Here is a 25706-nt window from a genome sequence, read left to right as displayed (position 1 = left end):
GTCTCGTCCGCCGGGAAGGGCCAACACTTAAGCGTTTGCTTGACTAAATTCAACGGCGAGGCTACAGTTAAGCATATGCTTGACTATGAGCTGGACGGCGGCTTCAAGGCACTCGCTGATCCCACGCGCCGCACGATCTTGAGCCGGCTCACACGAGGCCCTGCGTCCGTGGGTGAGCTCGCCGCGCCCTTCGACATGACGCTCTCCGCCGTGATGCAGCACCTCACGGTGTTGGAGGACGCCGGACTCATCAGCAGCCAGAAGGTCGGGCGCACGCGAACCTGCGCGCTGGTGGCCGATCGCGTCCGAGGCCTCGAGGGGTGGCTCGCGGATCAGCGCACGTCGTGGGAGCGACGCCTCGACGGCCTCGAGGATCTGCTGGCCGAGCCGACCGCGGGCTCTCGACCTGACGCCCTGCCCAGTGACCGAACGACCGAAGAGGAGACCAACCGATGACCACTCAAGAACCCCACTTCGCGACCGCCACCCACGATGCTGGCGTGCTCCACGCAACTGAGGTGTACGAGCGCCGTCTCGCCGCAGAGCTCCGATCGGTGTGGAGCGCGTGGACCGATCCCGAGCGGAAACGGCGCTGGTTCGCCCCGACGGCCAAAGCCTACGATCTGGATGTTCGCCCTGGCGGGACCGAGCGCCTCCTCGCTGACGTCGAGGGTGCCGAGGTGGAGTTCAGCGTCATCTACTTGGACGTGGTCGAAGGGCGGCGGCTGATCTGGTCCTCACAGCTGCGATCGGGCGGGCGTCTGGCGACGGCGGCCCTGACCACGGTCCTCCTCGAGCCCTTTGCTGGTGGCACGACGCTGTCCTTGACGGAGCACGCGACGTTCCTGGACGGCATGGAGGCGCCGGAGTGGCGGAAGCAGGGCACGGCAGACTGGCTCGACGCACTGGTCGGTCACATCCAGCTGGACACTCCGTCGTGACCGACGCCGTCAGGGCTGTCGAGTCGGCCGATCAGCCCACGACCCGTCGGGCCTGGGTTGGACTGGCGGTGCTCTCACTGGCAACCGTCGTGTACGCCATGGACTTCACGATCCTGCACCTTGCGGTCCCGGCGATCACCGCCGACCTCCAGCCGACCGCGACGGAGCTGCTGTGGATCCTCGACGTGTACGGACTCGTCGTCGCCGCCACGCTGATTCTGATGGGCGTGCTTGGTGACCGATACGGACGTCGGCGGCTGCTGCACGACGGTGCCGCCGGCTTTGCCATCTGCTCCATTCTCGCGGCCCTCGCGACCACGCCCAGCCAGCTCATCGCGGCGCGGGCCGCCCTCGGTCTGGCCGGTGCGACCATCGCACCCGCCACGCTGTCGCTGCTCTTTGCGTTGTTCACCGCCGCGCCGGCGGGCCACCGCGATTGGGATCTGGGTGGCCAGCTTCTCCGCCGGTTCGGCGGTTGGTCCACTGCTGGGCGGTCTGGTGCTGGAGCGCTTCTGGTGGGGGTCGGCGTTGCTCCTCGGTGTCCCGGCGATGGCGATGCTCGTCGTGCTCGGTCCGCGGATCCTCCCAGAGCAGCGCGACGCCGCGGCAGGGCGACCCGATCTGCTCGGCGCCGTTCTCCTGCTCGGGACGGTCCTCGCGGCCGTCGCCGGGCTCAAGGGGCTTGCCGAGCCCCTTGAGCCCGGTCGCGTCGGTTCTCCTCCTTGCCGGAGTCGGGCTCGGCGCGGCCTTCATCCGCCGGCAACGGCGCACCCCTGCGCCGCTCATCGACCTCGCCCTCTTCCGTGCGAAGCGTTTCCGCCTCGCGCTGGTGGTGAAGTCCACGGCAGTCTTCGTGCTGCTGGGCTTCACGCTGTACTTCGCGCAGTACCTCCAACTCGTCCTTGGGTTGGGGCCTGCGGCCGCAGGAGTGTGGACGCTGCCCTCGTCGGCGGCGTTCGTGGTCGGGTCGACCATCGTGGTCCATCCGCTGCGGCGTCTTGCACCCGGTCCGGCGCTGGCGATCACCATGTCAGCAACAGCTCTGGCGCTCCTCCTGGTACTCGGAGCCAGTCCTGCCGATGGCCTGGGCGTGATCGTGGCCGCTTCGGTGCTCCTCGGTCTGTCGGTGGCTCCAACCGTGACGATCGTGACCGAGTTGATCGTGGCCTCTGCGCCGCCGGAGGACACAGGGGCCGCCTCGGGAATCTCGGAGACGGCGGCGGAGTTGGGCGGAGCGCTGGGCCTGGCGGTCCTGGGCAGCATCGGTGCTGCGGTCTTCCGTCACCGGATCGTCGAGATCGTGCCGGCGGCGCTCGGCCAGAGTGGTGACACCCTCGGCGGCGCGCTCGCCGCGGTCGCTGGCCCCCCTGGCGCTGATGCCATGATTGCCGGCGCGAGAGCCGCCTTCGTCAACGGTATGAACATTGCCATGGCGTTCGGAGCGGCCGTCGCCGTGGCGGCCGGACTGCTCGCCTGGCGGATCAGTCCGCGAGCGGACCTCGAGCAGGCCGAGGCCCCATCAGGCCCGTCGTCGGAAGAGCCGAGTGGCCGTGAGGGCGGCGGCGGCCGCGATGCCAGAGCACCACGCGATGGCGACCCACAGGTCCCCGCCGACGGGCTCAGCCGCGAGAAGTGCGCGCATGGCATCGACGATCGTCGTCGTCTTGACCCCGCCCGACGAGGCGATGGCTCGGCCGGGCCGCACCTGGGCGGATGAAGAGCTCGACGCCTGTGCAGACGAAGCCATGCGGGTCTTCCTCGCGGCTCACCGATGAGGCTGGATGCCAGCCTCCCAGACGACGACTCCGCCCGCTCGGTTAGTTCTGACTGGCGGACGGTCGGCTGCGGTCCGTGGCCGCCCGGTACGCGACACCACGGGCGGCCAGCCGGTAGCCAGTTCCGAGGCTCTCCGTCAGCCCCAGCCCCTTCAACTGGCGGACGCGTCGCTTGAGGCGCGACTGGTCGATCTCGAGGCGCTCAGCGAGCACCCGCGACGGCGTCTCCGGACCCTGCGCGATCGCCCGGAGCAGGTCTGCCGTCCATGGGCCGGTCCTGCTGGCAGCGTCCCAGCGATCGAGTTGCGCATCGATGTCGGCGACGTCCGCTCCGGACAGCTCCTCCTGTTCCCGTAGCGCGATTCGTGGGTCATCGGACGCCCGGTGGAATCGGATGCGATACAGCATGCGGTCCTCGCCCTCCCGTAGGTCCGCCAGGAGCTCCTCGACCGAGCGGGCGCCCGCCCGGCGGGCGTCCTCCGGAGTGACATCGTCGAGGGCGATGGGTTCGACGGCGTCGATGGTGAGCAGTCCGGCGGGCGTGAGCAGGGTGCCGCCGGCCTGCACCGTCGGGCGGGCCCACCGCCGAATCGCGACGGTGACCGAGCCGTCTCGGATGCCGTCGTGCAGCGCCTCGGGGAAGAGCATCGTCAGCCATGATGGCGTCGCCGGCGGGACCTAACCAGCAAGCCGCCCCGAGGTCGGGCAGGCCGTGTGACGGCTCCATGAGTAGGCGGGTCCCCCACCGCTCAGCTCAGGTCGTGGGTGCCAGGACCGTATCCAAGCTGGCCAGGTCCGGATCGACGACCGGAACCTGAGCAAGATGGTTGGCCGTCTCGCCGACGTCCTTCAATCCGGTCGAGCTTCCGATGACCACCACCAGCTCGTCGTCGGCGATCACGCCGTTCGCCACCAACCGCGGGACCGCCGCCAACCCCAGCGCGCTCGCCGCCTCCGCATACAGACCCTCGGTCCGCGCTGCAAGGAGCTGCATCTGCATTATCTCCTCGTCGTCGCGGAGTTCGACGGCTCCGCCACTGGATCGCCGGAGAGCCTCGAGCCCCTGGTAGGTCCCGATCGGCGTGGCGGTCGAGAAGGCCACCGACATCGCGAAGGGGACGGGCACCGGCGTCTCGAGCCCGTTCTCGAGCGCGCGTGCGTATGAGCCGAGTGGTTCCGCGGCCATGAGGCGTGGAACGCGGCTCGTCCGCCCCGTCGACCGCAGGTCCTCGAAGCCCCGTTGGATGCCGATCAGCCCATCGCCGTAGGCCGTGGGCACCACGACGACGTCGGGTGCCGTGCCGAGGTCCTTGACCAGCTCGTAGGCAATGGTCTTGTAGCCGTCGACGCCGAAGGGATTCGAGCCTGATGGCGGGTCGTGGAACCCCGACATCGGGATCCATCCCCGCTCCGCCACCCCCTGCGCCATGAGCGTCCAACGATCCGGGCCGGTGCGACACGCAGCAACCGTGGCACCAAACGACTGCATGAGCACCTTCATGGTTTCAGGCACCGTCACGATCGTCAGGGCCACGCACTCGATCCCGGCGGTCGCCCCGTATGCGGCGGCGGCGGCTCCATGGTTCCCCGTGCTGGACACCACGATCGTCTGGGCGCCGAGCTCGCGAGCCTTGGTCACCGCCACCGCCGCCAACCGGTCCTTGTAGGACCAGGTCGGGTTCTGGGACTCGTCCTTGAGATACAAGCGCTGTACCCCGAGGCGGGAAGCCACGTTGTCCAGTCTCAGCAGCGGCGTTCGTCCCTCGCCGCGGCTCACGGGTGCCACGTCGTCGCCGACGGGCAGGAACTGGCGGTACCGGAAGATGCCCGGCTGGTCGACCACGTCTGCCCTCGCGAGTCGGTCAGGGTCGTAGACCGGCATGAAGTTCGCGGCGACGCCCTGAACGAGACAGGACTTGCATCGTTCGAAGGCGGCGGACTCGTCCGCAGTGGCAGTGCACCGAAGACAGGCGAGATGTCCGGCGTAGGCACTCCGCACGTCAGACCCCGACAACGCGCAAGGAGCGATCGGAGACCGTGAGCCGTTCGTACCCGTCCTCGGTGACGACGATGGTGTCCTCGACCATCATCCCACCCCACTCCATCTCGTAGTACGGCGTCTCCAGACAGAACGTCATCCCGGCCTCGACCTCCGTGTCGAAGTCAGGACTGACGATCGGAGGTTCATAGACCTCAGAGCCGATGCCGTGGCCGCAGTGGTGCCGGCGGTAGCCCGGCAGCCCGCGACGCCGCACGGTGTCCATGGCGATGTCGAACAGCTCCCGAGCAGGCACGCCGGGGCGAATGCGGTCGAGCTCAGCCTGTTCACCCGCGAGGAGTGCGTCGTAGCGACTGACCTGGGTCGCGTCGGGTTCGCCGAGTACGGCGGTTCGAGCCATGTCCGACCAGTACCCGTCGATCGTGCAACCGACGTCGAAGCGCAACAACTCACCACCCTTCCACGGGCGGTCGCTGACGTGCGCATCGGCCAACGCCGAGCGCTCTCCGGCGGTCGCGACGATGAACCGTGGATGGCCGCCGCCGGCCACCATCGTGTCGGCCACGACGGCAGCGATCTCGCGTTCCGTCATACCCTCCTCTGCGACGTCGAGGGCCGCATCGATGCCTGACTCGGCCAGCCTCGCGGCCTCACGCAGACGGGCGATCTCGGCCGGCAGCTTCTTCGCCCGTACCGCATAGGCCCAGTCAGAGGCACTCGTGACGTCGGCGTCGGGCGCGACGGCCTGGAGGGTCCCACGGAGATCCACACCCGCAGAGTCATCCACGCCGAGCCGTCCCCCCAGGACACCAGCGCGTCGCAAGGCCTCCGCCAACGCGTCATCCACGTCGGCGTGCTGGTCGGCGAATTCACTCGCCGGATGGCCCTCGTGGGAGGTGAAGTAGAACCGGCCGTAGGGGACGAAGTCGTCCGGGACGATCCCGGCCTCGAGCGCAGGACCGCCGTCCGCGCACAGCCCGACGACAACGACACGGTCCGGCGTGACCACGGCTCGCAGCGCTTGCCGGCCGAAGATCTCCGCGGCAACGCTGCGGTAGCCGCTTGCATGGGCCACGTTGGCGTTGCTGACCGCGACGAAGGCGTCGAACGGCGCCGCCTCGACCGCCTCCAGCAGGCGATCGCGTCTGGACTGAACAAGGTCATCGTCAAAGACCATCATGGGTGATCTCCCTCTCCGTGGTGTTGGTGTCGGAGGGCGAGGTCACACAACCGCGACCTGCCCGAGCCGGCTCTGGCTGAAGCTCGGACTTCCGCGCCCGGGTGGGCCGGCCCATCCACCCCGGCGATGCAGGCCACCTCACCGAACGACCGGCGTTCGGGTGAGGCAGCCCTGAGCTAGCCCGTCATGGCGAACTCTGAGATGTAGTCGCTCACATCCTCCGGCGCCTCCTCGATGAGGCCGACTTCGACCATGAAGTCCGACAGCCGCTGCAATGCCTCCACCGACACGACGCCGATCTCCGCGTCCGGGGACGGCTGGGCCAGGGAGTTGTTGGCGTCGAACAGCGCTCGTGCACTCTCCTCCGGCTCGCACTGCTCTGGAACCTCACCACAGAGCATGTCGAAGATCTCGTCAGGCTCCTCCGCGGCCAGTCGGATCGACTCACGCCACAGCTCGGTGACCGCCTGGGCACGCTCCGGGTCAGCATCGATCGCCTCCTGGGAGCCGACCAGGCAGGCACCCGGTACGTCGCCCACGGCCTCGGGGGTGATGTCACGGAGTTCCAGGCCCGCAACGCCGAGGAACGCGACGTCCACGAACGATCCGGTGAACGCTTCCACCGTGCCGTCTTCGATGGCTCGGAGGGTCTGGGGACCACCAGTGCCGATCGGGATGACCTCGACGTCCTCCTCACTCAGCCCGACCGATCCCAGTGCGCCCCGCAGGGTCGGGAACTCTCCGCCGCCGAGTTCGGTGACGCCAATGGGTCGACCCTCCAGTTCCTCTATCGACTGGATCTCCGAGTCCTCCGGGACGGTGACGACGAAGATGTTGGTCTGGTGTTGGCAGCCGAGGAAGCGCAGGTCCGCACCCTGTTCGTTCGCCAGGAACACATCGGGAGCGACGGGCGAACCGAATGGTGCGTTGCCCGCGACGAGCTGCTGGGTGGCGAAGCCGGACCCGCCAGTGGACTCGACCTGCAGCGAGACGCCGAGTTCCTGATCCAGACCGCGGTCCGCGGAGATGAGGCCGAAGCCGTACAGGAGATCGTTCGCTGCCGGGTTCAGGAAGAGCACCTCCTCCGGTGCCTCGTCACCTGAGGCCGCCGGCTCCTCCTCGGCCTCCTCCTCAGGCTCCTCGGCGCTCGTGGCCTCCTCCTCTGGCTCAGCCTCGTCTGGCTCCGCCTCTTCGGGCTCCTCCGCGGGTTCCTCGGCGCTCGTGGCCTCCGCCTCCGCTTCTGGCTCCTCGGCGCTCGTCGTCCCCGCGTCGTCACCTCCGCACGCGGCAAGTACGAGGACGAGGAGCGTGGCCAGCGCTAGTACGCGAGTTTTCATGTTGCTTCTCCGATCACGGTCGCTTGCTGTCCGGCTCGAGGTCGTGGGGGGTGGTTGGCTGGTTCGGCGAATGGGCTGCTAGTTGGACGTGTCCCGCCAGAACACGATCTTCTTGTCCGCGTACGCAACTGCCCCGTACATGACCAGCCCCAGGAGCCCCAGCGAGGCGATCATGGCGAAGGCCGCCGCGATGTCGAGGCGGAAGTTGAAGTCCTTCACCAGCACGCCGAGGCCCTGACTGCCGGAGACGAACTCGGCGACGACGGCGCCGATCACGGCGAGGGTGAGCGCGTGCTTGACGGCGGAGAAGATCACCGGGAGGGCGGACGGCACCACGAGCTTCCAGAACATCTGGGTCCGGCTGGCACCGAATGACCGGAAGATCAGGCGGTTGTCGCGGTCGACGGCGTCAAGTCCGACGATCGTCGAGATGACCAACGGGAAGAAGCAGATCGTTGCGGCCAGCACGACCTTGGACGTCATGCCGAAGCCGAACCATGTGGCGAACACCGGCGCCAGCGCGATCTTCGGCGTGTTCTGGAAGCCGATGACCCACGGGTAGATGGTCTGCCGGACGGAGGTGAAGATGGTGCAGAGCGCCCCGATCGCGAAGCCCGTGAAGGAACCGAGGAAGAAGCCCAACGCCGCTTCGACGCTGGTGATGCGGACGGCCTCCCAGTAGAAGGGCTCCTGCGCGAGTTCGCCCCAACGGGACAGGATCGACGTGGGGGCTGGGAAGATGATCGGATCCAGCACATCGACCCGGACCAGCACCTCCCAGGCGACGAGCACCACCAGGCCGAAGGCGGCCGGGAGGGCGAGTTGCTTGAGGAAGCCCAGCAGTCGCGAACCCCTGCGCGGGGCCGACACGACCTCCTCCGAATCACTGTCCGGCTCGGAGCCCCGGATCGCAGGGGTCATCTGGACGTCGGTCACGGGTTGGACACCTTCGTTCGTCTGCCGGCCTGGGCCTCGTGCGGTGACGGCACGGCTTCGAGGAGTTGTCGAGCGTCAGCGATCGCTGCGTGCAGCGCGTCCGCCCGCAGGAGCTCCGACCCCCGCTGGCTCGGCAGGTCGACGGCGACCGTGCCGACGACCCGGCCCGGGGAGCCGGCCATGACCACCACCTCATCGGCGAGGAAGGCCGCCTCCTCGACCGAGTGCGTGATCAGGACCGTCGTCGATCCGATGCGGTTGTGCAGGTCGCGCAACTCCAGGTTCAGCGCTTCCCTCGTGATCTCGTCGAGGGCCCCGAACGGTTCGTCGAGCAGCGCCACCTCGGGCTTGGCGACGAGCAGTCGCGCCAGCGCCACCCGTTGTTGCATGCCCCCGGACAGCTGCCACGGATAGTTCCTCGCGAACCCGCCGAGCCCGACGGTATCCAGCGTCGAGAGCGCCAGTTCCTTCAGTTCCGGGCTCTTCTCCTTGCGTATCTCATAGGGCAGCAGCACATTGGCCAGCACGTTCTTCCACGGCAACAACGTCGGGGTCTGGAGGAGGATGCCCACGTCTCGGCGGCCCTCCGCTGCCGGCTGCGACCCGATCGTGATCGTCCCGCGGTCTGGCGTGATGAGCCCGGCGATCAGCTTGAGCAGCGTCGACTTGCCACAACCGGAGCTGCCGACGATGGCGACGAAGTTGCCCTGCCTCACCGAGAGGTCGAGGTCGCCCACCGCCACGACCCGGCCGCCGTCCGGCTTCAGGTAGATCTTCGTGGCCCTCATCACCTCGATGTGGGCATGTGGACGCGGCCGGTGGGCACCTGTGGTGTAGGTCATGACGCCACGACTCCTGCTCCGGGGCTCAGGCCGGCGTCGACGGCTGCTGCCTGCACCTGATCGAGCATCCGTGTCTGGTCCTGGGTGACCTCCTCGTGGATGACGGCCGTGGCGAGCCCCGCGTCGGCGAAGCGGCGGAGGCCGGCGGCCACGTCATCGCGATCACCGGCGATCGCCACGGTGTCGAGGATCTGGTCGGTGACCAGGTCGCTGCGTGGCGTCCCCGCTTGCCAGCCCTGTCGGAACTGCTGCGCCAGCTCCGGCGGGATGCCGGCCTGCTCGGTGATCGGGTGAACCCCGTGGACACCGAGGAACTTGGCGACGAAGGGCCGTGTCCGCTCGCGTACGGCATGGCGGTCGTCGCCGATTCGTACGGCGATGTAGCTGGCGAGTGCAAGGTCTTGCCGCGAGCCCAGTTGCTGCTGCGCCCACCGGACGTACTGCGGCGAGGAGAGCACGGACAACAGCACGCCATCGGCGACGGCACCGGCGAGCGCCAACGCCTTGGGGCCCTTGACCCCCAGGATGATCGGGGGCGTCCCAGGTGAGAAGCTCAGCTGGGTATCGATCGACTGCGCGGTTCCCTCGTGCACCACGGGCTCGCCGGACAGTGCCAGTCGGAGGATCTCGACCGATTCACGCAGTCGGGTGAGTGGCTGCTCGAAGGGGATGCCCAACTGGTGGTCCATCCAGTGAGGATTCGACGCACCGAGCCCCAGGAGCAGTCGCCCAGGCGCGAGCTCGTTGAGGCATCCGGCTTCCATCGCGGTGAGCATGGGGTGGCGCGTCCACGGGTTGACGACCCCGATGCCGACCGCGACCCTCGACGTGGTCGCCAGCAGGGCCCCCGCGAGAGAGAAGGCGCCGCGCTCGCAGTAGTCCTCAGTGACCCAGACCTCGTCTAAGCCCGCGGCCTCGACGGTCCTCGCAACCTCGACCGCGGTCGCGGCGTTCCGGCTACCGGACAGTGCGAAGGCGAGCTTCATGCGTACTCGGCCACGACGTGGTCGCTGAATCGCTGCATCGCGTCGAGCGTCTCCTCCACGGTGTCGCAGGCGAACAGCAACCCCGCGAAGGTGTCAACGCCAGACTCCCGGTAGGCCTCGATCTGCTCGAGGATCTGCCCGGGTGTGCCGATCAGGTTGCGTCCAAAAAGGCTGCCGTCCTGTTGCCCCTTGAGGGTCGTGCCCGACAGGGACTCGAGATGTGCGTACACCTGCGACGCCCGGAACCGCGCCTCGGCCTCCTCCTGCGTGTCGGCCATGCTGACACCGAGCTGTACGGCGACCTCGAAGTCCTCGGGCAGACGACGGCCCACGGTCGCAGCGGTCTCGTGGATCGTTGCCACCCCGTCGGCGACCTCCCGTGGAGACAGGCACGCCGGGAGCCAACCGTGTCCAAGTCGGGCGGCCCGGTCCTTCGAGCCCGCGCCGTTGCCGCCGGAGAGGATCGGGAGGGGCGTCTGAAGTGGCTTGGGGAAGCTCTCGACGTCGTCGAAGGTGATGTACTCGCCTTCGAAGCCGGCACGGCGCTCCGTGAACAGTTGCTGGAGGCTCTGGATTGCCTCTTCGGCATAGTCGCCGCGGTGCAGCTTCACATCAGGACGGAGGGACTCGAACTCCTCTCGGTAGGCGCCGATGCCGACACCGACGACCAGACGTCCCCCTGACAACTGGTCGATCGTCGCCAGCTGCTTTGCTGCGACCACGGGGTGACGGAAGGGGAGGACGAGGATGCAGGTCGCCAGACGGAGATGCGTCGTCCGCGCGCCGACGAAGGCGAGGTACCCGAGGGGGTCCAGAAAGCGCGGCGGATCATCGAACTCCGCCCGGACGTACGCCTGCGTCGACAGGTGGTCGTTCGCCCAAATGGACTCAAACCCGAGCGCCTCGGCTCGGACGGCGATCTCGACCGCCTCAGCCGGTGTCGCGTACGGCACCGGGTACATCATTCCTTCGGTCGCTGTGGGTACCGCGGGTCCGAACCGAACCATCGAGTGCCTCTTCGTCGAGTGCCCTTGACGTGCCCTATCGGGCCGTTCCGTGGCTGGAACGCCCACACATCGGCAGGACGCCACTTGTTGATTTCGATAGTAGAGATCGCCAAAGAGGTGGTCTACCGTTGGTCAAACCAAGACTGTGTCACCCAAACTTGTGATGTTCACACAAATCACGAAAGGCCTTGAGGCCCGATCCACGGCGCTCTCCGCTCACGTCGTCGCGCTCGTCTGGGAACAGGTCTCGGGGTACGACCGCCACTACCTCGAGGCTGGGGAGCTGACGGAACGGGTCAAGCAGACCGTTGACGCCGTCATATCCGGAATCGTCGATGACCAGGTCAGTCTGGAGGCGCTCCGCCACGCCTACGAGCTCGGTACTCGACGCGCCCGACAGGGTCTGGCGCTTGAGTCCATCATCTTCTCCTACCGCAACGCCGAGCGGGTCCTGACACGTGCCTTTCACGCCGAGGCACAGGATGTGCCTGCTCGGGATGCCCAGGAGGGGATGCGGCGCATGCTCCGGGCACTGGACGAACTGGCGGCCGCCGCCATCGACGGGTACCACGCGACGGAACGTGAGCTATCCGCACACCGCGACAGTCTCTCGACGCAGTTGATCTCGGGACTCGCCTTCGGTGAGTTGAGTTCGCGTCAGATCCTCACACTTGCCGAATCCCTCGGCTGCGAGCCAGCGTCTCCGTACACCGCGATTGCGGTGGTGCTGGGGGCGACGCGGGGGGTCGGCGCGACGTCGTCAATCCAGCGCGACCTCATCGGTGCGCTGGGCTCGTCGGCCACTGGTCGTATCGTCATCGGGGCGGCACGCGACGCCAAGGTCGTGCTGGTTCCCGCCGCACTCGACGAGGCGGACATGGACCGCCTCCGCACGGTGGTCCACGGCCATGCCGAGATCCAGCCGCGGATGGCCGTCGGCGAACCCAGCAGCGAGATCACCACCTCCGGCGTTTCGTGCCGGCAGGCCCTCCGCGCGCTGGCGGTCACCAAGACCAGCACCCGCCCGCTGGTCCGCTACCGCGACCTGGTGGCGGACATGGTGGCGTCGACCATCGACGACGATCTGCACGCCTGGCTTGCAGAACGCTGCCAGCAGCCACTGGCCGGACACGACGCTCTGCGCGAGACCATCATCGCCTACGTCGCGAACGACATGTCAGCAGGTCAGACGGCTCGCGCCCTGTCGATCCACGCGAACACAGTCCACTACCGACTGAAGCGCATTCTCGAGTTGACCGGCATGGACCCGCGCTCGACACCCGACCTGTTCGCCTTGCTCCTCGCCTGCCGCCTTGAGGCGACCGGTGCGCCGAGGCCCTGACCCTGCCGCCTGGCCGTCAGGTGAGGAGCCGTCGAGCAGCGGTGCGGGCTCTGCGGTTGTCGTCTGCGTCGAATCCGAGTTCGAGCAGGGTGATGGTGAACTCCGAGAGGCAGATGATGGCCCAGGCCCGCCCCCGGGGGTCGTCGAGGCTCGGGTGGTGAGCGGCGATGGAGTCGGTGAGGGCGTCGAGGAAGTGCTGGAAGGTGGCACGCACGACCTGGCGTGACGAGTCCTCGCCTCTGGCATGGGCGACGATGGTGTCGAAGGCGCGGTCGTCGTTGTCCCGCTGCAACGCCCAGTCCGCGGAGAACAGCACGTCGATGTAGGTGTCGGGAGAGGGGTCGGGGCCAAGCGCCAGGTCCAGGGTCCGCTGATAGCGGTCCTGGAGTTCGGCGACCGCCGCGGCCAGCAATGCCTGCCGGTCACCGATGAAGTGGGCGACCGCGGTGCGGGCGACGCCGGCCCGACGGGCGACGTCGACGACGGAGACATCGACCGACTGCGATTCGCCCACGAGATCGATGAAGGCATCGATGATCTGGGCCCGGCGTTCCTCGACGACACTGGGCCGTCCGACCGACCGTGTCCGGCTGGTGTCGGTCACGACGCGGCGATCGTGACGGCCGCGCGTCGGCCTGACTCGAAGGCCCCGTGGACGCTGGAGGAGACCTGTTCGGACGTGTGCTCACCGGCGAAGGTGATGCGGCCGCTGTGCAGGCGACTGAAGGCCCGGACATCCTCGGCGGTCGCACCGACCCCGTAGTTGGTGTAGGCCCCATTGCTCCAAGGGTCGGAGCGCCAGGTGGTGGCCATCGAATCGACAGGGTCGGGGATGTCAGGACCGTAGGCCAGGCGGAGTCGGCGCATGGCCTCACGAGTGGCGTGGTGCGTGCCGGCGCGTTCCAGCTGCACCGCGAAGTGGGTGCCGGCCACCATGATCAGGATGGGTTCGCCGTGGACGTGGTCGTAGTGCATGAAGGCGCTGTGGCGTCCGTCCCCCCATCGTCCGGCCTCCGCCAGGATGGCGGTGAAGTCGGTCTCAGCGTGCCAGAACACCTCTGGGAATCGCAGCACCAGCTTGTAGAAGTCGCCGACCACGAGCCGTTCGGTGGCCCGGCGGACCTCGGCTGGCAGTCCGGGTTCGAAGACCGGGGTACCGGTCTGCAGCACCCCGAGCGGGATGGCGCAGACGCACCGGTCGAACCGGTCGACACCGATCGCGGTCTGGATCTCAACGCCATCGGCGGATAGCCGGACCGCCTCCACGGGTGTGTTCAGGCGGACGTCGACGTCGGGGTCGAGCAGGTCGAAGACGGCCTCCATGCCTCGCTCGGGAACGAACTCCGGCCCCGAGTAGTCGTGGTATCGGCCGAGTTGGCGGGCGCTCAGCAGGCCGGGATCGATCGCGAAGGTCTGGTGCCAGATCACGTAGTGGATGAAGTCATCCATGCGGGCGTCACGCCCGGCTAACCCGTGCGCCGCGCCGATCCGGTCGAGCGCGGCCGCCACCGAGACGTCGGGGATGTCGGCAGTGGCGCTCAAGCTGGCCAGCATCCGCTCGACCGCGACCGATCGCAGGCCGCTTCGGAGCACCGCGGTCTCCTCAAGCCGCGTGCCGTCGACGTCGACGAACGACAGCGACTCGAAGTCGGTCTCGTCGGCGAACTGCTCGCCGGCGTCGACGAGACGGTGGAAGAGGGGGTTGCGACCGTGCATCCATGCTGCGCCGAGATCCACCGGGACGCCCATCCGGTGGTCGGTCCACACCCGACCGCCGATCCGGTCGCGAGCCTCATACACCCGGACGCGGTGTCCCGCCCTCGACAGCTCCGACGCCGCCGTCATCCCCGCGACGCCAGCGCCGAGGACGGCGACCCGCAGCGCCCGCCGGCCGACTGGGCGTCCGGACAGGTCGGGCGGCCGGGCGCCTGCTCGGGCGAACCAGCCGATGCCGGCCGTCGCGGCCGCCCCGCCGAGCGCGAGGAACTCCCGGCGGTTCACGGTGCCACCGCGTCGCTGAGCTGCTGCCAGAGGCCGACGACCAAGACCGTGCCGAGGGCGGGGACATGACCGAGGCCGATCGACCCAAGCCCCACGACGACGACGGCCGCAAACGCAGCAGACCACGCCACCGATGTCCCGCCGGTTGCTCGCCTACGGCCCACCATCAGCACGATGGCGAGCCCGGCCGTCAGCACCAACCCGGCCCCGTCGACCACGCGCCCGGCAGCCACGCCCGCGGCGCCGATCAGGCCAATTGCCAGCGAGGTCACCATGATCACGCCGCCGAGCCAACCGATCGCCGCGCCTGCACCCATCCCGGCGGCGCGCCACCGGTTGCTGATGCCGGACCTCCGCACCACGACCACGAGCGCGACCGCCGCTCCCACGCCGGCGAGCACGTCCGGCAGCGGATAGGCCCACAACTCAGCACCAGCCAGACTGCCGTCGGCAGTGGCCGCGCGGTCGAAGGTCCCGCGCAGCCCGAACGGCTGGTCCAGCGCCACCGCCGTCCATGTCGCGGCCACGGTCCCGAGCACCGCTGTGCGGACCGGTGGGGAGCGCCGCCCGATCTCGAGCGATGGCACTTCGGCATCGGTTGCTGTCCCTGATGTCATGAACCAACCGTACGTTATTGTTTGACGTGCCGTCAAGGAATTCGGATTGAGCGGGTCACGACGGCTCTCCAACTGTCCAAGTCGTGCACCGACACGAGGCCGGGGCCGCCTGACAGACCACCAACTCCGACAGCTTCGGTCGCCACACCGATCGACCACCGTCGAGGACCCCCGTGGTTCTAGTGGCTCCGAAACGGCTACAAGCCGGTGAGCAGACCCGCCGACAAGAGCCAAACCCGAAGTTCGGCGGCCACTTCGCTACAGCGGAGACGGTGGGATTCGAACCCACGGAACGCTTGCACGCTCGCTTGTTTTCAAGACAAGTCCCTTCGTCCGCTCGGGCACGTCTCCAGGGAGCGGCGAGTGTAGTCGCTCCTCCGCAATCCCGACCCGCGCTCAGCCGGGCCGGTCACGGGCACGCTCGAGCTGGTGCAGCGCAGCCGCACCGGCCCGGGCCACCGCGGGGTCGTCACTGCGAGCCAGGCTGCCGAGCGCCTCCCCGGCCTGGTCACTGCCGATCCCCAACAGAACCGTCGCGAGGTCCGGTTCACCGCCACGGGCGGCACGCTCGAGCAGCGGGACCGCCCGGTCGCCACCTCGGGTCAGCATCATCACCGCCACCAGGGAACCGTCCTCCTCCTCGCTGGTGGCCACGTCGACCAGACGCCTCCCCGCCCGGTCGGACCCGGTGGCCAGCCAGACCAGGCCGGTCCCGAGCGTGGCTGCGGTGGCCAGCGTTCCCATGGGGCCACGCTAGCCCCACCTGCCACATCACGGAACGGGCACCAGCAGCGACGAAGGGATGTCGTGCCGAGCCCAGTAGGCGGGCTCGTGGGTGGAGGCGTGGCTGAACCAGCCGTGGCGCCGCTCGATCACGCGGTCGTCGGCCCGACGCGACGCCGGCAGACGTTGACCACCGCGATCAGCCAGGATGACCAGGTCCGCCCGAACCCGGACGTCGATCAACTGGTCGACCTGTGCCAGGTCGGGCAGCCAAGCACTGTGAACGGGCAGCCCCATCACGACGAGGCGGCCAAGACGGAGGCCCCGCTGCGTGGCCAGGTTCCCCACTGTGGCGCCGTGGGAGTGGGCGAAGAAGTCGGGTCGGTCCAGACCCTGGGCGGCCACCCAGTCGACCAAGTCGTCGGCGGCCAGGTCGCGTGCGGCGGCAGAGTAGGCGCCCGACCACATGTAGCTCTCGTCGTGCACGTGCAGCGGCGGGGTCAGGCCGTCCAGGTAGGTGTAGAAGTCCCCGCCGGGCCGCCACCAGCGGCTGCGAGCCGCCCAGGTGCCGTGACTGAGCACCGCTGTGTTCGACCGCCGCCGTCGGGTGGAGACCTCTGGCCGGTTGACCACGTACCGGTCCAGCAGCGGGTGCCGCGGGTTGGCGCGGTACAAGCCGGTCCGGGCCAGCTCACGGGTGTCGGTGTCGCGGGCCTGTGCTGCCTCCTCCAACTCGGCGATGACGTCCTCTCGTGGCCCTGTGGTGTCCAGGGCTGCGGTTGCTGCCGCCGCCCGGACCAGCGGTGAGGTGTTGTGCATCCCGGCTTCCACCAGCGCGGCCGCGGTGTTGACCGCCACCCCACGACCGGGGCCGTCGAAGAGGTTGCGGGTCAGCCGAGCCGCCTCGTCGGATGGGATTCGGCCGATCTGACCGGTCAGGTAGTCATGCGGTGCGACGTCGAGTTCTGCGACCGCATCAGGGAGGGGCACCGGTCCGGTGCCAGCCAGCGGATGCAGGTCCGGCATCGCGAAGGACTCGTGGGTGGGGACCATGTCGGTGACGCCGGACACCGCCGCACCGACGGAGAGCAGCACCGCGGCCTGGGAGTAGCGGGCGTCGAGCGTGTCCTCCTCGAATGCCTCCCGCGGCTCGACGGGCTCGAGATCGTGATGGCTGGCCATGGCGGCTCCTGTCGGTGATGGTCACACATGAGGAAGAGGAAGCTGACGGGTTCGGTGATACGACATGCCTGCTGCCCACCGAGGCGTATCAGCGCCTCCCGGTCTGACTCTTACCTCGTGAGCGTGAGGTGAGGCAACGATGGAAGCGACCTACAGCCAGTACTGGGAGGGGCGGGGTCAGCCCTGGGAGTACGATCCCGGGCCGGCCCGGAACCGGCGGTGGCCGCGGCTGTTCGCCCAGACCCCGAACTACCGGGGACTGGGCAAGGCCGTCCTCGGCCGCGAGAAGTTCCGCTGGCACTTCGGGCCCATGCACTACCGAGGTCGGTTGACGGATGACGATGTCCGGGTTCTCATCATCGGGCAGGAGGGGGCCCAGGATGAGTCGCTGTCCGGACGCTCGTTCACCGGCGGCACCGGCGCCAGGATGCAGTACCTCCTGAACCACATCGGCATCACGCGGTCCTACCTGTTCCTCAACACGTTCCTCTATCCGATCTTCGGGCAGTACAGCGAGCCGGGCATCCGCGCGCTCGGTCAGGATCCGGCCAGTCCGATCGTTCAGCAGCGGACCGCGATCCTCGACTACGTCCTGGCGCGCAACCAGGTCCACCTGGTCATCGCCGTCGGCACCGCTGCCGAGGAGACCGCGGTGTCCTGGCTCGAGCATCACGGCGGACACGGACGCCCGTCACGGCTGCACGAGGCGGACGGGACCGTTCTGGGTCCGATAACCCGCCTGCTCGGCGTGATCCACCCCGGGGCGGCCGCGGCCGGCTCGGCCAGAGCGGTGATCACCGACTTCACCAGGGCGCTGGGACAGATCGAGCAGTGGCGGGAGATTGACTCGACCTGGCTCCCACCCGACCCTGATGGGCAACCCCGACCAGCATCGACGTACCGCTACCGCAGCGCCCCGATCCCGTTCCGAGACCTGCCCCTCGGCACCACCTGGCGACTTGGGCGAGGCGGCACATCGAGCAACCGGAAGGACGGGCAGCGATCCATCCAGCTGTTCTCGGCCGACGGGACGTACAACAACCGGGGCCAGCAGGTCTCCTATCCCTTCGGCGCGGGCGGGGGCGATGACGAGGGGTACCGCGATGACCCGGGGGACGTCCCCTACGAGCCGGCGGTCGGGAACTACGGGGACTACGACCGCGGCCCCGGCAGCCGGTTCGCCCGCCTGTTCATGGGTGGCGAGCCCGGGCACCCGTGGCCGGACTTCACGGCCCTCGGCGCCACCGCACACCCCTCCCTCGGATACGGCGCCGTCCACCGGGGGCGGCCCCGGGGGGCCAAGGTCGTCGTCCTCGCCGACCAGCACGGGCACGATGACCTGTTCAGTGGCCGGGCGCTGAGCGGTGACGCCGGTCAGCACCTGCAGCCATTCCTGGAGGCCATGGGCATCGACCGCAGCTACCTGATCCTCCGGGTGCTGCCGGTCGACACCGACGATCTACGTGCTGCAGCTATCCGAGCGATCATCGACGACGACCGCGTTCGCGCCATCTACCACCTGATTTTGGCGGAGGTGTCCACGGTCAGCCCCGACCTCGGCGCGATCCTCGCCGTCGGACCAGCATCAGGGCGGCTGATCGACCACGTCGCGCCGGCCGGCGTGCCGGTGGTGTCGATGAAGGCGTACGGCCAGCGCAACTGGCTGGCCAGCTGGCACGGGACACTTGCGGCGATCGAGTCGCTTGGCACGGCCACCGATGCGCCCGCGTCATTCCGCTACGACGGCAGGCGCGGCCAGATCCCGCGCTGGGATCTCCCCTATGGCACACCTCGGTGGCGGGGAACGTGCGGCGACCGAGCGGCCCGCGGACGCCAAGACGGCAGCCCGTCACCCGACTACTACAAGCTGCTGCTCCCGCGTTGGGTTGACCAACTCGACCCAGAGCCGCTCTCACCGGCCGAGCGGATGGCGGCCGATCGCCTGCGGACCGTGAGCTGAGGGAGATCCCATGACCGACACCGCGATCGATCCGCTGGCTGGTGAGCGCTGGTCGCTGTGCGGCCGCGTCGTCACCATGAACGCGGCCGACGATGTCATCGAGGACGGCGTTGTCTACATCGACGCCGGTCGCATCGTCGCGGTCCGCTCTGCCGAGCAGCCGGCTCCCGACGAGTTCCGCGGGGCGCGCCAGATCCGCTCCCGCGGCACGATCTACCCCGGGCTGATCGAGCTGCACAACCACATGGCCTACAACATCCTGCGCCTGTGGGACGTGCCCCGCCTGTTCACCAACCGGGGCCAGTGGCCCGGCCACTCCGAGTACAAGACGCTGGTCAGCGGGCCGATGCGGGTGCTCGGTCGCGCCGAGGGGTACCTGCAGGCCATCATCCGGTACGTCGAGGCCAAGGCCTTGCTGGCGGGCGTGACCACCAGCCAGGGCATCCGGCTGCTCAGCTTCAACCAGGTCCCGGCCTACTACCGCGGGATCGTCCGCAACGTCGAGCAGACCGACGATCCAGACCTGCCGGAGGCAACGACCCGCGTGGCCGATGTGACGAACGCGGGCCGGTTCCGCGAGCGGATCGAACACGCCGCCGATCGGGGCCACACCTTCCTGCTGCACCTGGCCGAGGGGGTGGACGACACCGCGAACCGCCACTTCCAACGACTGCGAGTGGAGGGTCGGCGCTGGGCCATCAACGATGCGCTGGTGGGGATCCACAGCACCGGGCTCCGGGGGCGCAACTTCGACACCATGAGCTCCCGAGGCGGCCGGATCGTGTGGTCACCGCTCAGCAACCTGCTGCTCTACGGCAGCACCACCGACGTCGTTCGGGCACGTCGGGCCGGGGTTGCCATGGGCCTCGGCTCGGACTGGTCGCCGACGGGCAGCAAGAACCTGCTGGGTGAGCTGAAGGCGGCCCACGTGGTCAGTCAGCACGCCCTCGGCGGTGCCCTGACCCCCCGGGACCTGGTGGCCATGGCCACCCGGGACGCAGCCCAGATCGTGAACTGGGGTGGCCAGCTGGGGGCGATCGAGGCGGGCAAGCGGGCCGACCTGCTGGTCGTGGGTGACACCACCCGGGATCCGCACCTCGGCCTCATCCAGGCCCTCGAGACCGACATCGACCTGGTGGTCATCAACGGCGTGCGTCGCTACGGCACCTACAACCTCATGCGAGGCATCGACGGTCTGGAGCGCTTCACCGTCGGTGGACGGAGCCGTCGACTGAACATCAGCCACGCCGCCAGCCACCCCCTGGTGGCCGACCTCAGCCTCACCGAGGCTCGAGACCGGCTGCTGGAGGGCCTGGCCAACCTGCCGACCGTCGCCGCTGAGCTGGAGCGTGGCAGCTCTGCCCTGAACGGCGCCCTGGCCACCGTCGATGGTGCCACCGACCGCTGGGTGCTCGACCTCGACCATGAGGCCGGCGAAGAGGACGCGCTGCGACCACTTGCCGCCCATGCCGACGTCTCCCCCGTCGCGGCCGCGGTGCCGCTCAGCCAGATCGTCACGCCGCTCCGTCTGGACCCCCTCACCGTGGCCGACGACCCCGACTTCCTGCCGCTGATCGCCCGGCAGGGCAACCTGCCGGAGTTCGTCAAGGACCATCTGCCGGAGCTGTACGGGCAGGATCCCGTCCCTCCCTCCGAGCGCGGAACGCTGCGACCCAGAGGCGAGCCGCAGGCGGACGTGGTCGTCCTGGACGACCAGACCGGTGTGCTGGACGTAGCGGCCCGACGACGGTTGGTCGCGGCGGCCCAGCAGCTCCTGGACGGCGTGTACGTCCACCTGGACTTCAAGCGCTCGATGCACGCCGTCGACCCCGTGCAGCGGCTGCGACTGCTGGACTACCGGCTTCGGTCGGCCGCGGGCGACCCCGTCAGCCTTCCCGGTGACGACCGGGCCTTCCACGCAGAGATGATCGAGGTGTTCTCCTCGCTGCGGGACCTCCACACGACGTACCTGCTCCCCGAGCCCTACGCCCAGCGGATCGCCTTCGTGCCGTTCCTGATCGAGGAGTACCACGACGGGGCGCAGCAACGCCGCTACCTGGTCTCACGAACGGCTGGAGATCTGGCCGACCATCCGGCGTTCGTCCCCGGGGTCGAGGTGACCCACTGGAACGGCATGCCGATCGACCGCGCGATCGCTGACAACGCCCGGCGGCAGGCGGGCAGCAACGCCGCGGCCCGACACGCCCGCGGTCTGGCGGCGCTGACCACCCGGCCGCTGGTGCGAACCCTGCCGCCGCTGGCTGACTGGATCACGCTGACCTACGTCGGTTCCGATGGAGTTCGGCGCGAACTCCGTCACGACTGGCTCATCTGGACGCCGGACACCGGCGTGGAGCCAGCGGGTGATCACCGACCGGATCCCGAGCTCACGGCGGCGCTGGCCGACACGGCCAGAGGCTTTGACATCCAGACCGACCGGGTCAACGAGATGAAGAAGCAGTTGTACGCCCCCTTGGCAGCCTTGGCTGCTGGGTCCGGTGCGGCGCCCGCGGACGAGGCCGACCCGCTGGACTCCCGGCTGCCCCAGGTCTTCCGGGCCAAGCGGATCGGACCCAACGGCAGGTACGGCTACATCCGGATCTTCACGTTCCAGACCGAGGACCCAGCAGGCTTCGTGGACGAGTTCATCCGCCTCGCCGAACAGCTTCCCGGGGCCGGACTCGTGATCGACGTGCGCGGCAACAGCGGCGGACACATCTTCGCCGCCGAGGGCCTGTTGCAGACGCTCACGTCCAAGCCGGTGCGGCCGGAACCGACGCAGTTCGCCGCCACCGAACTGGTTGCGGAGCTGTGTCGCCGCAATGCCCCCTCCGCAGCGGTGTCCGAGCTGGACCTCGGGCCGTGGCTGGCCTCGGTCGAGCAGGCCACGGCCACAGGTGCGGCCTACTCACGGGGCCACTCGATCACACCGGAGGACTTCGCCAACGGACTGGGACAGCGCTACTACGGCCCCGCGGTGCTCATCGTGGATGCGCTGTGCTACAGCGCCACCGACATCTTCGCCGCGGGGTTCCAGGACCACGGGATCGGCCCGGTCATCGGCACCGCCGACACCACCGGAGCCGGAGGCGCCAACGTCTGGTCCCACCACCTGCTGTGGCTGCTCGGTGGCGCTGATAGATCCGACAACCCGTTCCAGCGACTCCCTGGCGGGGCGTCGTTCAACGTCTCGGTCCGACGGACCCTTCGGGTGGGCGACCACGAGGGCGAGGTCGTGGAGGATCTCGGCGTGGTGCCGGACATCCGGCATCACCTGACCAGGCGCGACCTGCTGGAGGACAACGTCGACCTCATCGGAGGAGCCGTGGCCGCCTTGGATGCCGTCACACGAACGGCCGTGGCACTCACCGCCAGCAGGACCGACACCCGGCTGACCGTCCACACGACCGGGATCGATCACCTCCAGGTCGAGGTCGGTGCCCGGACCATCCATGCCGGAGCGACCACCGCGGGCACCCCGGTCGAGGTGGCACTCGGCGAGACCGAACAGGAGACGCTGATGATCACCGGCCTGCGGGACGGTGAGGTGGTGGCGACACGGAAGGTCGCCTCAGTCCCGTGAGGTCCAATCCGAACCTGGACCCAGGTCGTGACGGCTTGTGGGCCTACGGGGCCGTGGACGTCGCCGACTGATCGGCGGCCCAGGCGCCCGACAGGCCGCGGTAACGGGCGATCATCTCGTCGTGCTCGTACTCGGGGAAGGTGCGCGTGACCGTGTCGACCAGCAAGCCGTCGAACCACGCGGAGGTGACGATGCCGTGCGTCACGTCGTCCACCTGTGACAGGTGTTCGTCGCAGAAGGCCTGGTATGCCTCAGCCTCGAAGTACTCCCGGGACAGCCGGTCGTACTCGGCCAGCTTGTCCTGGTAGGACAACGACTCGTCGTCCGCGACCTCGAACCACGGCTGCAGGTCCAGGCTCACGCGCATCTTGCGACCGGTCACCGTGCAGTACACGGCCCACTTGACGAGCCGCGAGATGGCCCACGGGAAGTAGTAGCCCAGGCTGATGAGCGACACGTCAGGGCAGGCGTTGGCGTAGTCGATCGGCTGGACGTCTGCCCCGCGGACCAGGCACTCGCAGCTGTTGAACTCCCAGCGGAACAGCGCATTGACCAGCCGGGATATCGCGAGCACCTCCTCCCCCGCCCGCGCGGACAGGAAGCCGTGGTCGACCTGGTACCGCTCGTGCATCGGCTTGTCGGGGTCGAACCGCATGACCATCGTCTCGGGGCCGATGGTGAGGCTCCGGGCGAAGGCATCGAACCCCTCCACCGACGCCTGCAGGTGCATGAGCCGTTGCCCCGACTCGTCGTAGGCCTGGTGCAACTGCTCGGGAGAGGTGATCCGGCTGACGCCCACCCAGGCGCCACCGTCGAAGGGCTTCATGAAGAGCGGGTAGCCGATGTTCTCGGCGACCTGTTCGAGGTCGAACATCGTGTTGTACTTGGCAGCCGTGTAGGCGTACCGCTCGTTGTCGACCGGCTCCTTGGTCGGCACCAGCCAGGTGTCGGGGACCTTCAGCCCCAGGCGCATCAGCATGCAGTAGGCGGAGTGCTTCTCCATCGACTGAAAGGTGAACGGGTTGTTCATCAGGTACACGTCGTCCATCAACGCGACCTTCTTCAGCCACTCGCGGGGCTGGTAGTACCAGTGGGCCAGCCGGTCGACGACCAGGTCGTAGTCGGGGACGCTCCGCAGGTCGAACGGCTCGATCGTGATCCGCTCGACCTCGAACGTGTGGGTCTCGCCGCCGTGCTCGATGGCGAGGTCCAGCTCGGCGAATATGCGCTCGAACATCGCCGGCCAGTCCTCTTCGGTGCCGAGCAACAGTCCGATGAGCTGATTCGCCATGAGTAGAGGGTCTAGCAGAATCGGGGGAGGTGGTGGGCCAGCATCCTGCGCCATGACGGCCAGTCGTGCGGGATGTCGTGACCCCACAGGTCGACCTCGACGTTCAGGCCCTTGTCACGGCAGAGCTGACCGAAGGACGTGGTGGACTCGAGGGCCCCAGTGGTGTCCTCCCACTGGCCCTGGCCGACCACGAGGACCGGATGGCTGTTGCCCCGCAACCAGTCGAGGTGGTCGCCATGCAGGTTGGCGACGTAGTCGACGGGGTTGGCGAAGTAGACCGCCTGGCCCTGCTCACCCCAGGCACCGATGGTGCGGATGTCGTAGACCCCGGACAGGCCCAAGCCGATGGGGAAGAAGTCAGGCCGTTGGAGGGTGGCGTTGACGGCATGGTAGGCGCCGAAGCTGCACCCGGTGGCGATGATGTCCTGCCGTCCGCCGGCGTCCCCGGCGATCGCGGGGGCCACGCGGTCGTAGATCCAACCCACGTAGGCGTTGTGGCGATGAGCGCGCTCCTCGAACGGGATGGAGTCGTCGAACCAGCTGGCCCCATCGAAGGACTCCACGCAGTACAGCTTGATCCGGCCCTCGTCGATCAGCCAGCCGATGGCGTCCACCATCCCGTTGTTGCCGAAGTCCCAGACCTCGCCCTGCTGGGACGGGAAGGCCAGGACGGGACGGCCGTAGTGTCCGTAGGCCCAGACCTGGCCAGCTCCTCCGATGCTCGGCGCGTCGATGGACACGCGGCGCGGCTCTCGCTGGTTCATGCTGGAGTTCTACACTTTGCTGGTCCTACAGGGTGCTGCGTCGTGCACTCATCCCGTCAGCCAGGACGTCGAGCAGGACCGGGTCGAGCGCGTCCCGCCAGGCCGTATAGGTGTGGCCGTCTGCGAAGGTCGTCAACCGCACGTCGTGGCCGGCAGCCTCCAGGCCGCTGGCCATGATCTGGTTGTTGACGTAGTTCTCCTCCACGGTTCCCACGCTGATCGCGATCGTCCTCACCGGCAGCGTCGCGCGTCCGGTCGCGACCCGGCCCACGAAGCGGGAGATCCGGTTGAAGTGGGCGAACCCACGCTCCTGATGGTCCGACCGCATGCGGAAGTAGCTGCCGGAGAGCAGGACGAGGTCGCCGAACGTGGCGGGGTGGCGGTGGGCCGCGTGGAGGGCCGCCAGGGCACCGAGGCTTGCGCCCATGACGGCTGGGCGGTCGTCGGCTGGGCTGGGGGCGTGATGGTCGAGGTGGGGGACCACCCGGGTTGCCAGGGCGTCGGCGTAGTGGGCCGAGGCGGAGTAGGTCTCGTTGCGTCGGTTCGGCACCGGCGCGAGCAGGGCCGCACGCATCGGGGGGATCCGCCCCTCGGCCACGGCCAGTGCCAGCAGGTGGGTTAGACGGCTGAGCTCGTCGAACTCGGGGCCGTCGTGGACCAGCAGCAGTGGGAGTTCGTCGTCTCGGTTGTGACCGGCCGGGGTCCAGACGCCGCAGGTCACGGCCGACCTGTAGCGGGAGAGGGGGATCTCGCTCCACTCGATGTGGCCGAATCCGCCTGCCGGCGCCTCGGCCTGCAGCCATGCCGGGGGCTGGTAGGTGGGGAACTGCAGCACCGACTTCGCGCCGAAGGGGCCATCCGCGACGACCGGATTGCCAGGATCGGTGATGAACTCCTTGCCGCCGTCGGGGTGGGTGACGACGAATGCGTACTCCATCCGCTTCGGTCCCTTGGGGGCCTGATCGACTCGCGGCAGCCGAGCGCGCCACTCCCCGTCGGCCCACGTTGCAACCGGGCTCTCGCGCGGACGCTGGAGCTCCTGATACAGCGTCACCTCCTGATACCGCCGGTCAGGGTCGGGCAGGACGAAGGTGATCTCCGCGTCAGTGAGTACGGGGCTCACAGCCGTAGCGGTCATCATGACCACCCCAGTTTGCCGTCAGGTCGGTCGTGCAACAGGGCGTCACGTATCAGGCACCCCTCGCCATCCGTCTCGCAGGTGATCAGGCACGGGTACGGA

The 25706-nt window shown here is 68.6% G+C and carries 22 protein-coding genes, 1 tRNA gene and 2 pseudogenes; 8 read left to right on the top strand and 17 right to left on the bottom strand.

Annotated elements, in window-relative coordinates; translation table 11 throughout:
• Positions 1–75 precede the first annotated feature (75 nt).
• From C1746_RS05370 to C1746_RS22430, 5 genes and pseudogenes are all read left to right on the top strand, one after another.
• On the top strand, positions 76–456 hold the full coding sequence (locus C1746_RS05370) for an ArsR/SmtB family transcription factor (protein WP_116713635.1): 381 nt from the start codon (positions 76–78) through the stop codon (positions 454–456).
• Positions 453–941: an SRPBCC domain-containing protein gene (locus C1746_RS05365; RefSeq protein WP_116713634.1), complete on the top strand. Its 489-nt coding sequence runs from the start codon at positions 453–455 to the stop codon at positions 939–941. The genes C1746_RS05370 and C1746_RS05365 overlap by 4 nt, the downstream gene beginning before the upstream one ends.
• 98 nt (positions 942–1039) lie before the next feature.
• Positions 1040–1294: pseudogene (locus C1746_RS23145) on the top strand (MFS transporter); the annotation flags it as partial.
• Positions 1176–1490 (top strand): annotated as a pseudogene (locus C1746_RS23140) (MFS transporter); the annotation flags it as partial. The pseudogenes C1746_RS23145 and C1746_RS23140, both read left to right, overlap by 119 nt.
• A 145-nt stretch (positions 1491–1635) precedes the next feature.
• Positions 1636–2658, top strand: coding sequence for an MFS transporter (locus tag C1746_RS22430; protein WP_205711723.1), 1023 nt, complete (start codon positions 1636–1638; stop codon positions 2656–2658).
• A gap of 100 nt (positions 2659–2758) precedes the next feature.
• Here the strand turns inward: C1746_RS22430 and C1746_RS05350 are convergent, their stop codons facing one another.
• The 8 genes from C1746_RS05350 to C1746_RS05305 form a co-directional block, all read right to left on the bottom strand.
• Positions 2759–3364 carry an ASCH domain-containing protein gene (locus tag C1746_RS05350; protein WP_116713631.1) on the bottom strand — a complete coding sequence of 202 codons (606 nt, stop codon included), beginning with the start codon at positions 3362–3364 and terminating at the stop codon, positions 2759–2761.
• 106 nt (positions 3365–3470) lie between these two features.
• Positions 3471–4598 (bottom strand): pyridoxal-phosphate dependent enzyme, encoded by a 1128-nt coding sequence (locus C1746_RS05345; RefSeq protein WP_116715578.1) that lies wholly within the window; start codon positions 4596–4598, stop codon positions 3471–3473.
• 118 nt (positions 4599–4716) lie between these two features.
• Complete coding sequence (locus C1746_RS05340; protein ID WP_116713630.1) at positions 4717–5895, bottom strand: M24 family metallopeptidase; 1179 nt, start codon at positions 5893–5895, stop codon at positions 4717–4719.
• 176 nt (positions 5896–6071) lie between these two features.
• A complete protein-coding gene (locus tag C1746_RS05335) occupies positions 6072–7232 on the bottom strand; it encodes an ABC transporter substrate-binding protein (RefSeq protein ID WP_162867420.1) in 1161 nt (386 codons plus the stop codon).
• 78 nt (positions 7233–7310) lie between these two features.
• Positions 7311–8168, bottom strand: a complete 858-nt coding sequence (locus C1746_RS05320; RefSeq protein WP_116713629.1) for an ABC transporter permease — start codon at positions 8166–8168, stop codon at positions 7311–7313.
• Positions 8165–9010, bottom strand: coding sequence for an ABC transporter ATP-binding protein (locus tag C1746_RS05315; RefSeq protein WP_116713628.1), 846 nt, complete (start codon positions 9008–9010; stop codon positions 8165–8167). The genes C1746_RS05320 and C1746_RS05315 overlap by 4 nt, the downstream gene beginning before the upstream one ends.
• On the bottom strand, positions 9007–9996 hold the full coding sequence (locus C1746_RS05310; protein WP_116713627.1) for an LLM class flavin-dependent oxidoreductase: 990 nt from the start codon (positions 9994–9996) through the stop codon (positions 9007–9009). The genes C1746_RS05315 and C1746_RS05310 overlap by 4 nt, the downstream gene beginning before the upstream one ends.
• Entirely contained in the window at positions 9993–11003 is a 1011-nt protein-coding gene (locus C1746_RS05305) for an LLM class flavin-dependent oxidoreductase (RefSeq protein ID WP_116713626.1), read from the bottom strand. The genes C1746_RS05310 and C1746_RS05305 overlap by 4 nt, the downstream gene beginning before the upstream one ends.
• Positions 11004–11166: 163 nt before the next feature.
• Between C1746_RS05305 and C1746_RS05300 the strand changes: the two genes are divergently transcribed.
• Positions 11167–12345: a PucR family transcriptional regulator gene (locus C1746_RS05300; protein ID WP_116713625.1), complete on the top strand. Its 1179-nt coding sequence runs from the start codon at positions 11167–11169 to the stop codon at positions 12343–12345.
• Between the two features lie 16 nt (positions 12346–12361).
• On the opposite strand, the gene C1746_RS05295 is transcribed toward C1746_RS05300, so the two are convergent.
• The 6 genes from C1746_RS05295 to C1746_RS05270 all read right to left on the bottom strand — a co-directional run bounded on the left by C1746_RS05295 (position 12362) and on the right by C1746_RS05270 (position 16868).
• Entirely contained in the window at positions 12362–12949 is a 588-nt protein-coding gene (locus C1746_RS05295; protein ID WP_116713624.1) for a hypothetical protein, read from the bottom strand.
• Positions 12946–14346, bottom strand: a complete 1401-nt coding sequence (locus C1746_RS05290; protein ID WP_116713623.1) for a flavin monoamine oxidase family protein — start codon at positions 14344–14346, stop codon at positions 12946–12948. The genes C1746_RS05295 and C1746_RS05290 overlap by 4 nt, the downstream gene beginning before the upstream one ends.
• Positions 14343–14963 carry a hypothetical protein gene (locus C1746_RS05285; RefSeq protein WP_162867418.1) on the bottom strand — a complete coding sequence of 207 codons (621 nt, stop codon included), beginning with the start codon at positions 14961–14963 and terminating at the stop codon, positions 14343–14345. Before C1746_RS05285 ends, C1746_RS05290 begins: the two co-directional genes overlap by 4 nt.
• 264 nt (positions 14964–15227) lie before the next feature.
• Positions 15228–15314 (bottom strand) — tRNA-Ser (locus C1746_RS05280).
• Between the two features lie 45 nt (positions 15315–15359).
• Positions 15360–15707 (bottom strand): hypothetical protein, encoded by a 348-nt coding sequence (locus tag C1746_RS05275; protein WP_116713621.1) that lies wholly within the window; start codon positions 15705–15707, stop codon positions 15360–15362.
• 27 nt (positions 15708–15734) lie between these two features.
• Positions 15735–16868 carry a hypothetical protein gene (locus C1746_RS05270; protein WP_116713620.1) on the bottom strand — a complete coding sequence of 378 codons (1134 nt, stop codon included), beginning with the start codon at positions 16866–16868 and terminating at the stop codon, positions 15735–15737.
• Between the two features lie 139 nt (positions 16869–17007).
• Between C1746_RS05270 and C1746_RS05265 the strand changes: the two genes are divergently transcribed.
• Complete coding sequence (locus C1746_RS05265; protein WP_116713619.1) at positions 17008–18828, top strand: uracil-DNA glycosylase family protein; 1821 nt, start codon at positions 17008–17010, stop codon at positions 18826–18828.
• A 10-nt stretch (positions 18829–18838) separates the two neighbouring features.
• Complete coding sequence (locus C1746_RS05260) at positions 18839–22411, top strand: S41 family peptidase (RefSeq protein WP_116713618.1); 3573 nt, start codon at positions 18839–18841, stop codon at positions 22409–22411.
• Positions 22412–22454: 43 nt separating this feature from the next.
• Here C1746_RS05260 and C1746_RS05255 read toward each other — a convergent pair whose 3' ends face one another.
• Genes C1746_RS05255 through C1746_RS05245 form a run of 3 tightly spaced genes read right to left on the bottom strand, consistent with a single transcriptional unit; the run spans position 22455 to position 25589 of the window.
• Positions 22455–23702 (bottom strand): ATP-grasp domain-containing protein, encoded by a 1248-nt coding sequence (locus C1746_RS05255; protein ID WP_116713617.1) that lies wholly within the window; start codon positions 23700–23702, stop codon positions 22455–22457.
• 11 nt (positions 23703–23713) lie between these two features.
• The gene (locus tag C1746_RS05250) at positions 23714–24466 is read right to left on the bottom strand and encodes an esterase family protein (RefSeq protein WP_116713616.1); all 753 of its coding nucleotides are present in this window, start codon (positions 24464–24466) and stop codon (positions 23714–23716) included.
• A 25-nt stretch (positions 24467–24491) separates the two neighbouring features.
• Positions 24492–25589: an alpha/beta hydrolase gene (locus C1746_RS05245; protein WP_162867417.1), complete on the bottom strand. Its 1098-nt coding sequence runs from the start codon at positions 25587–25589 to the stop codon at positions 24492–24494.
• Positions 25590–25706 lie beyond the last annotated feature (117 nt).

It is taken from the genome of Euzebya tangerina, from assembly GCF_003074135.1.
In the GTDB taxonomy this organism is placed as follows: domain Bacteria; phylum Actinomycetota; class Nitriliruptoria; order Euzebyales; family Euzebyaceae; genus Euzebya; species Euzebya tangerina.
Note: the sequence above shows the minus strand (reverse complement) of the source record. Positions and strands in the feature narration are given on the sequence as shown.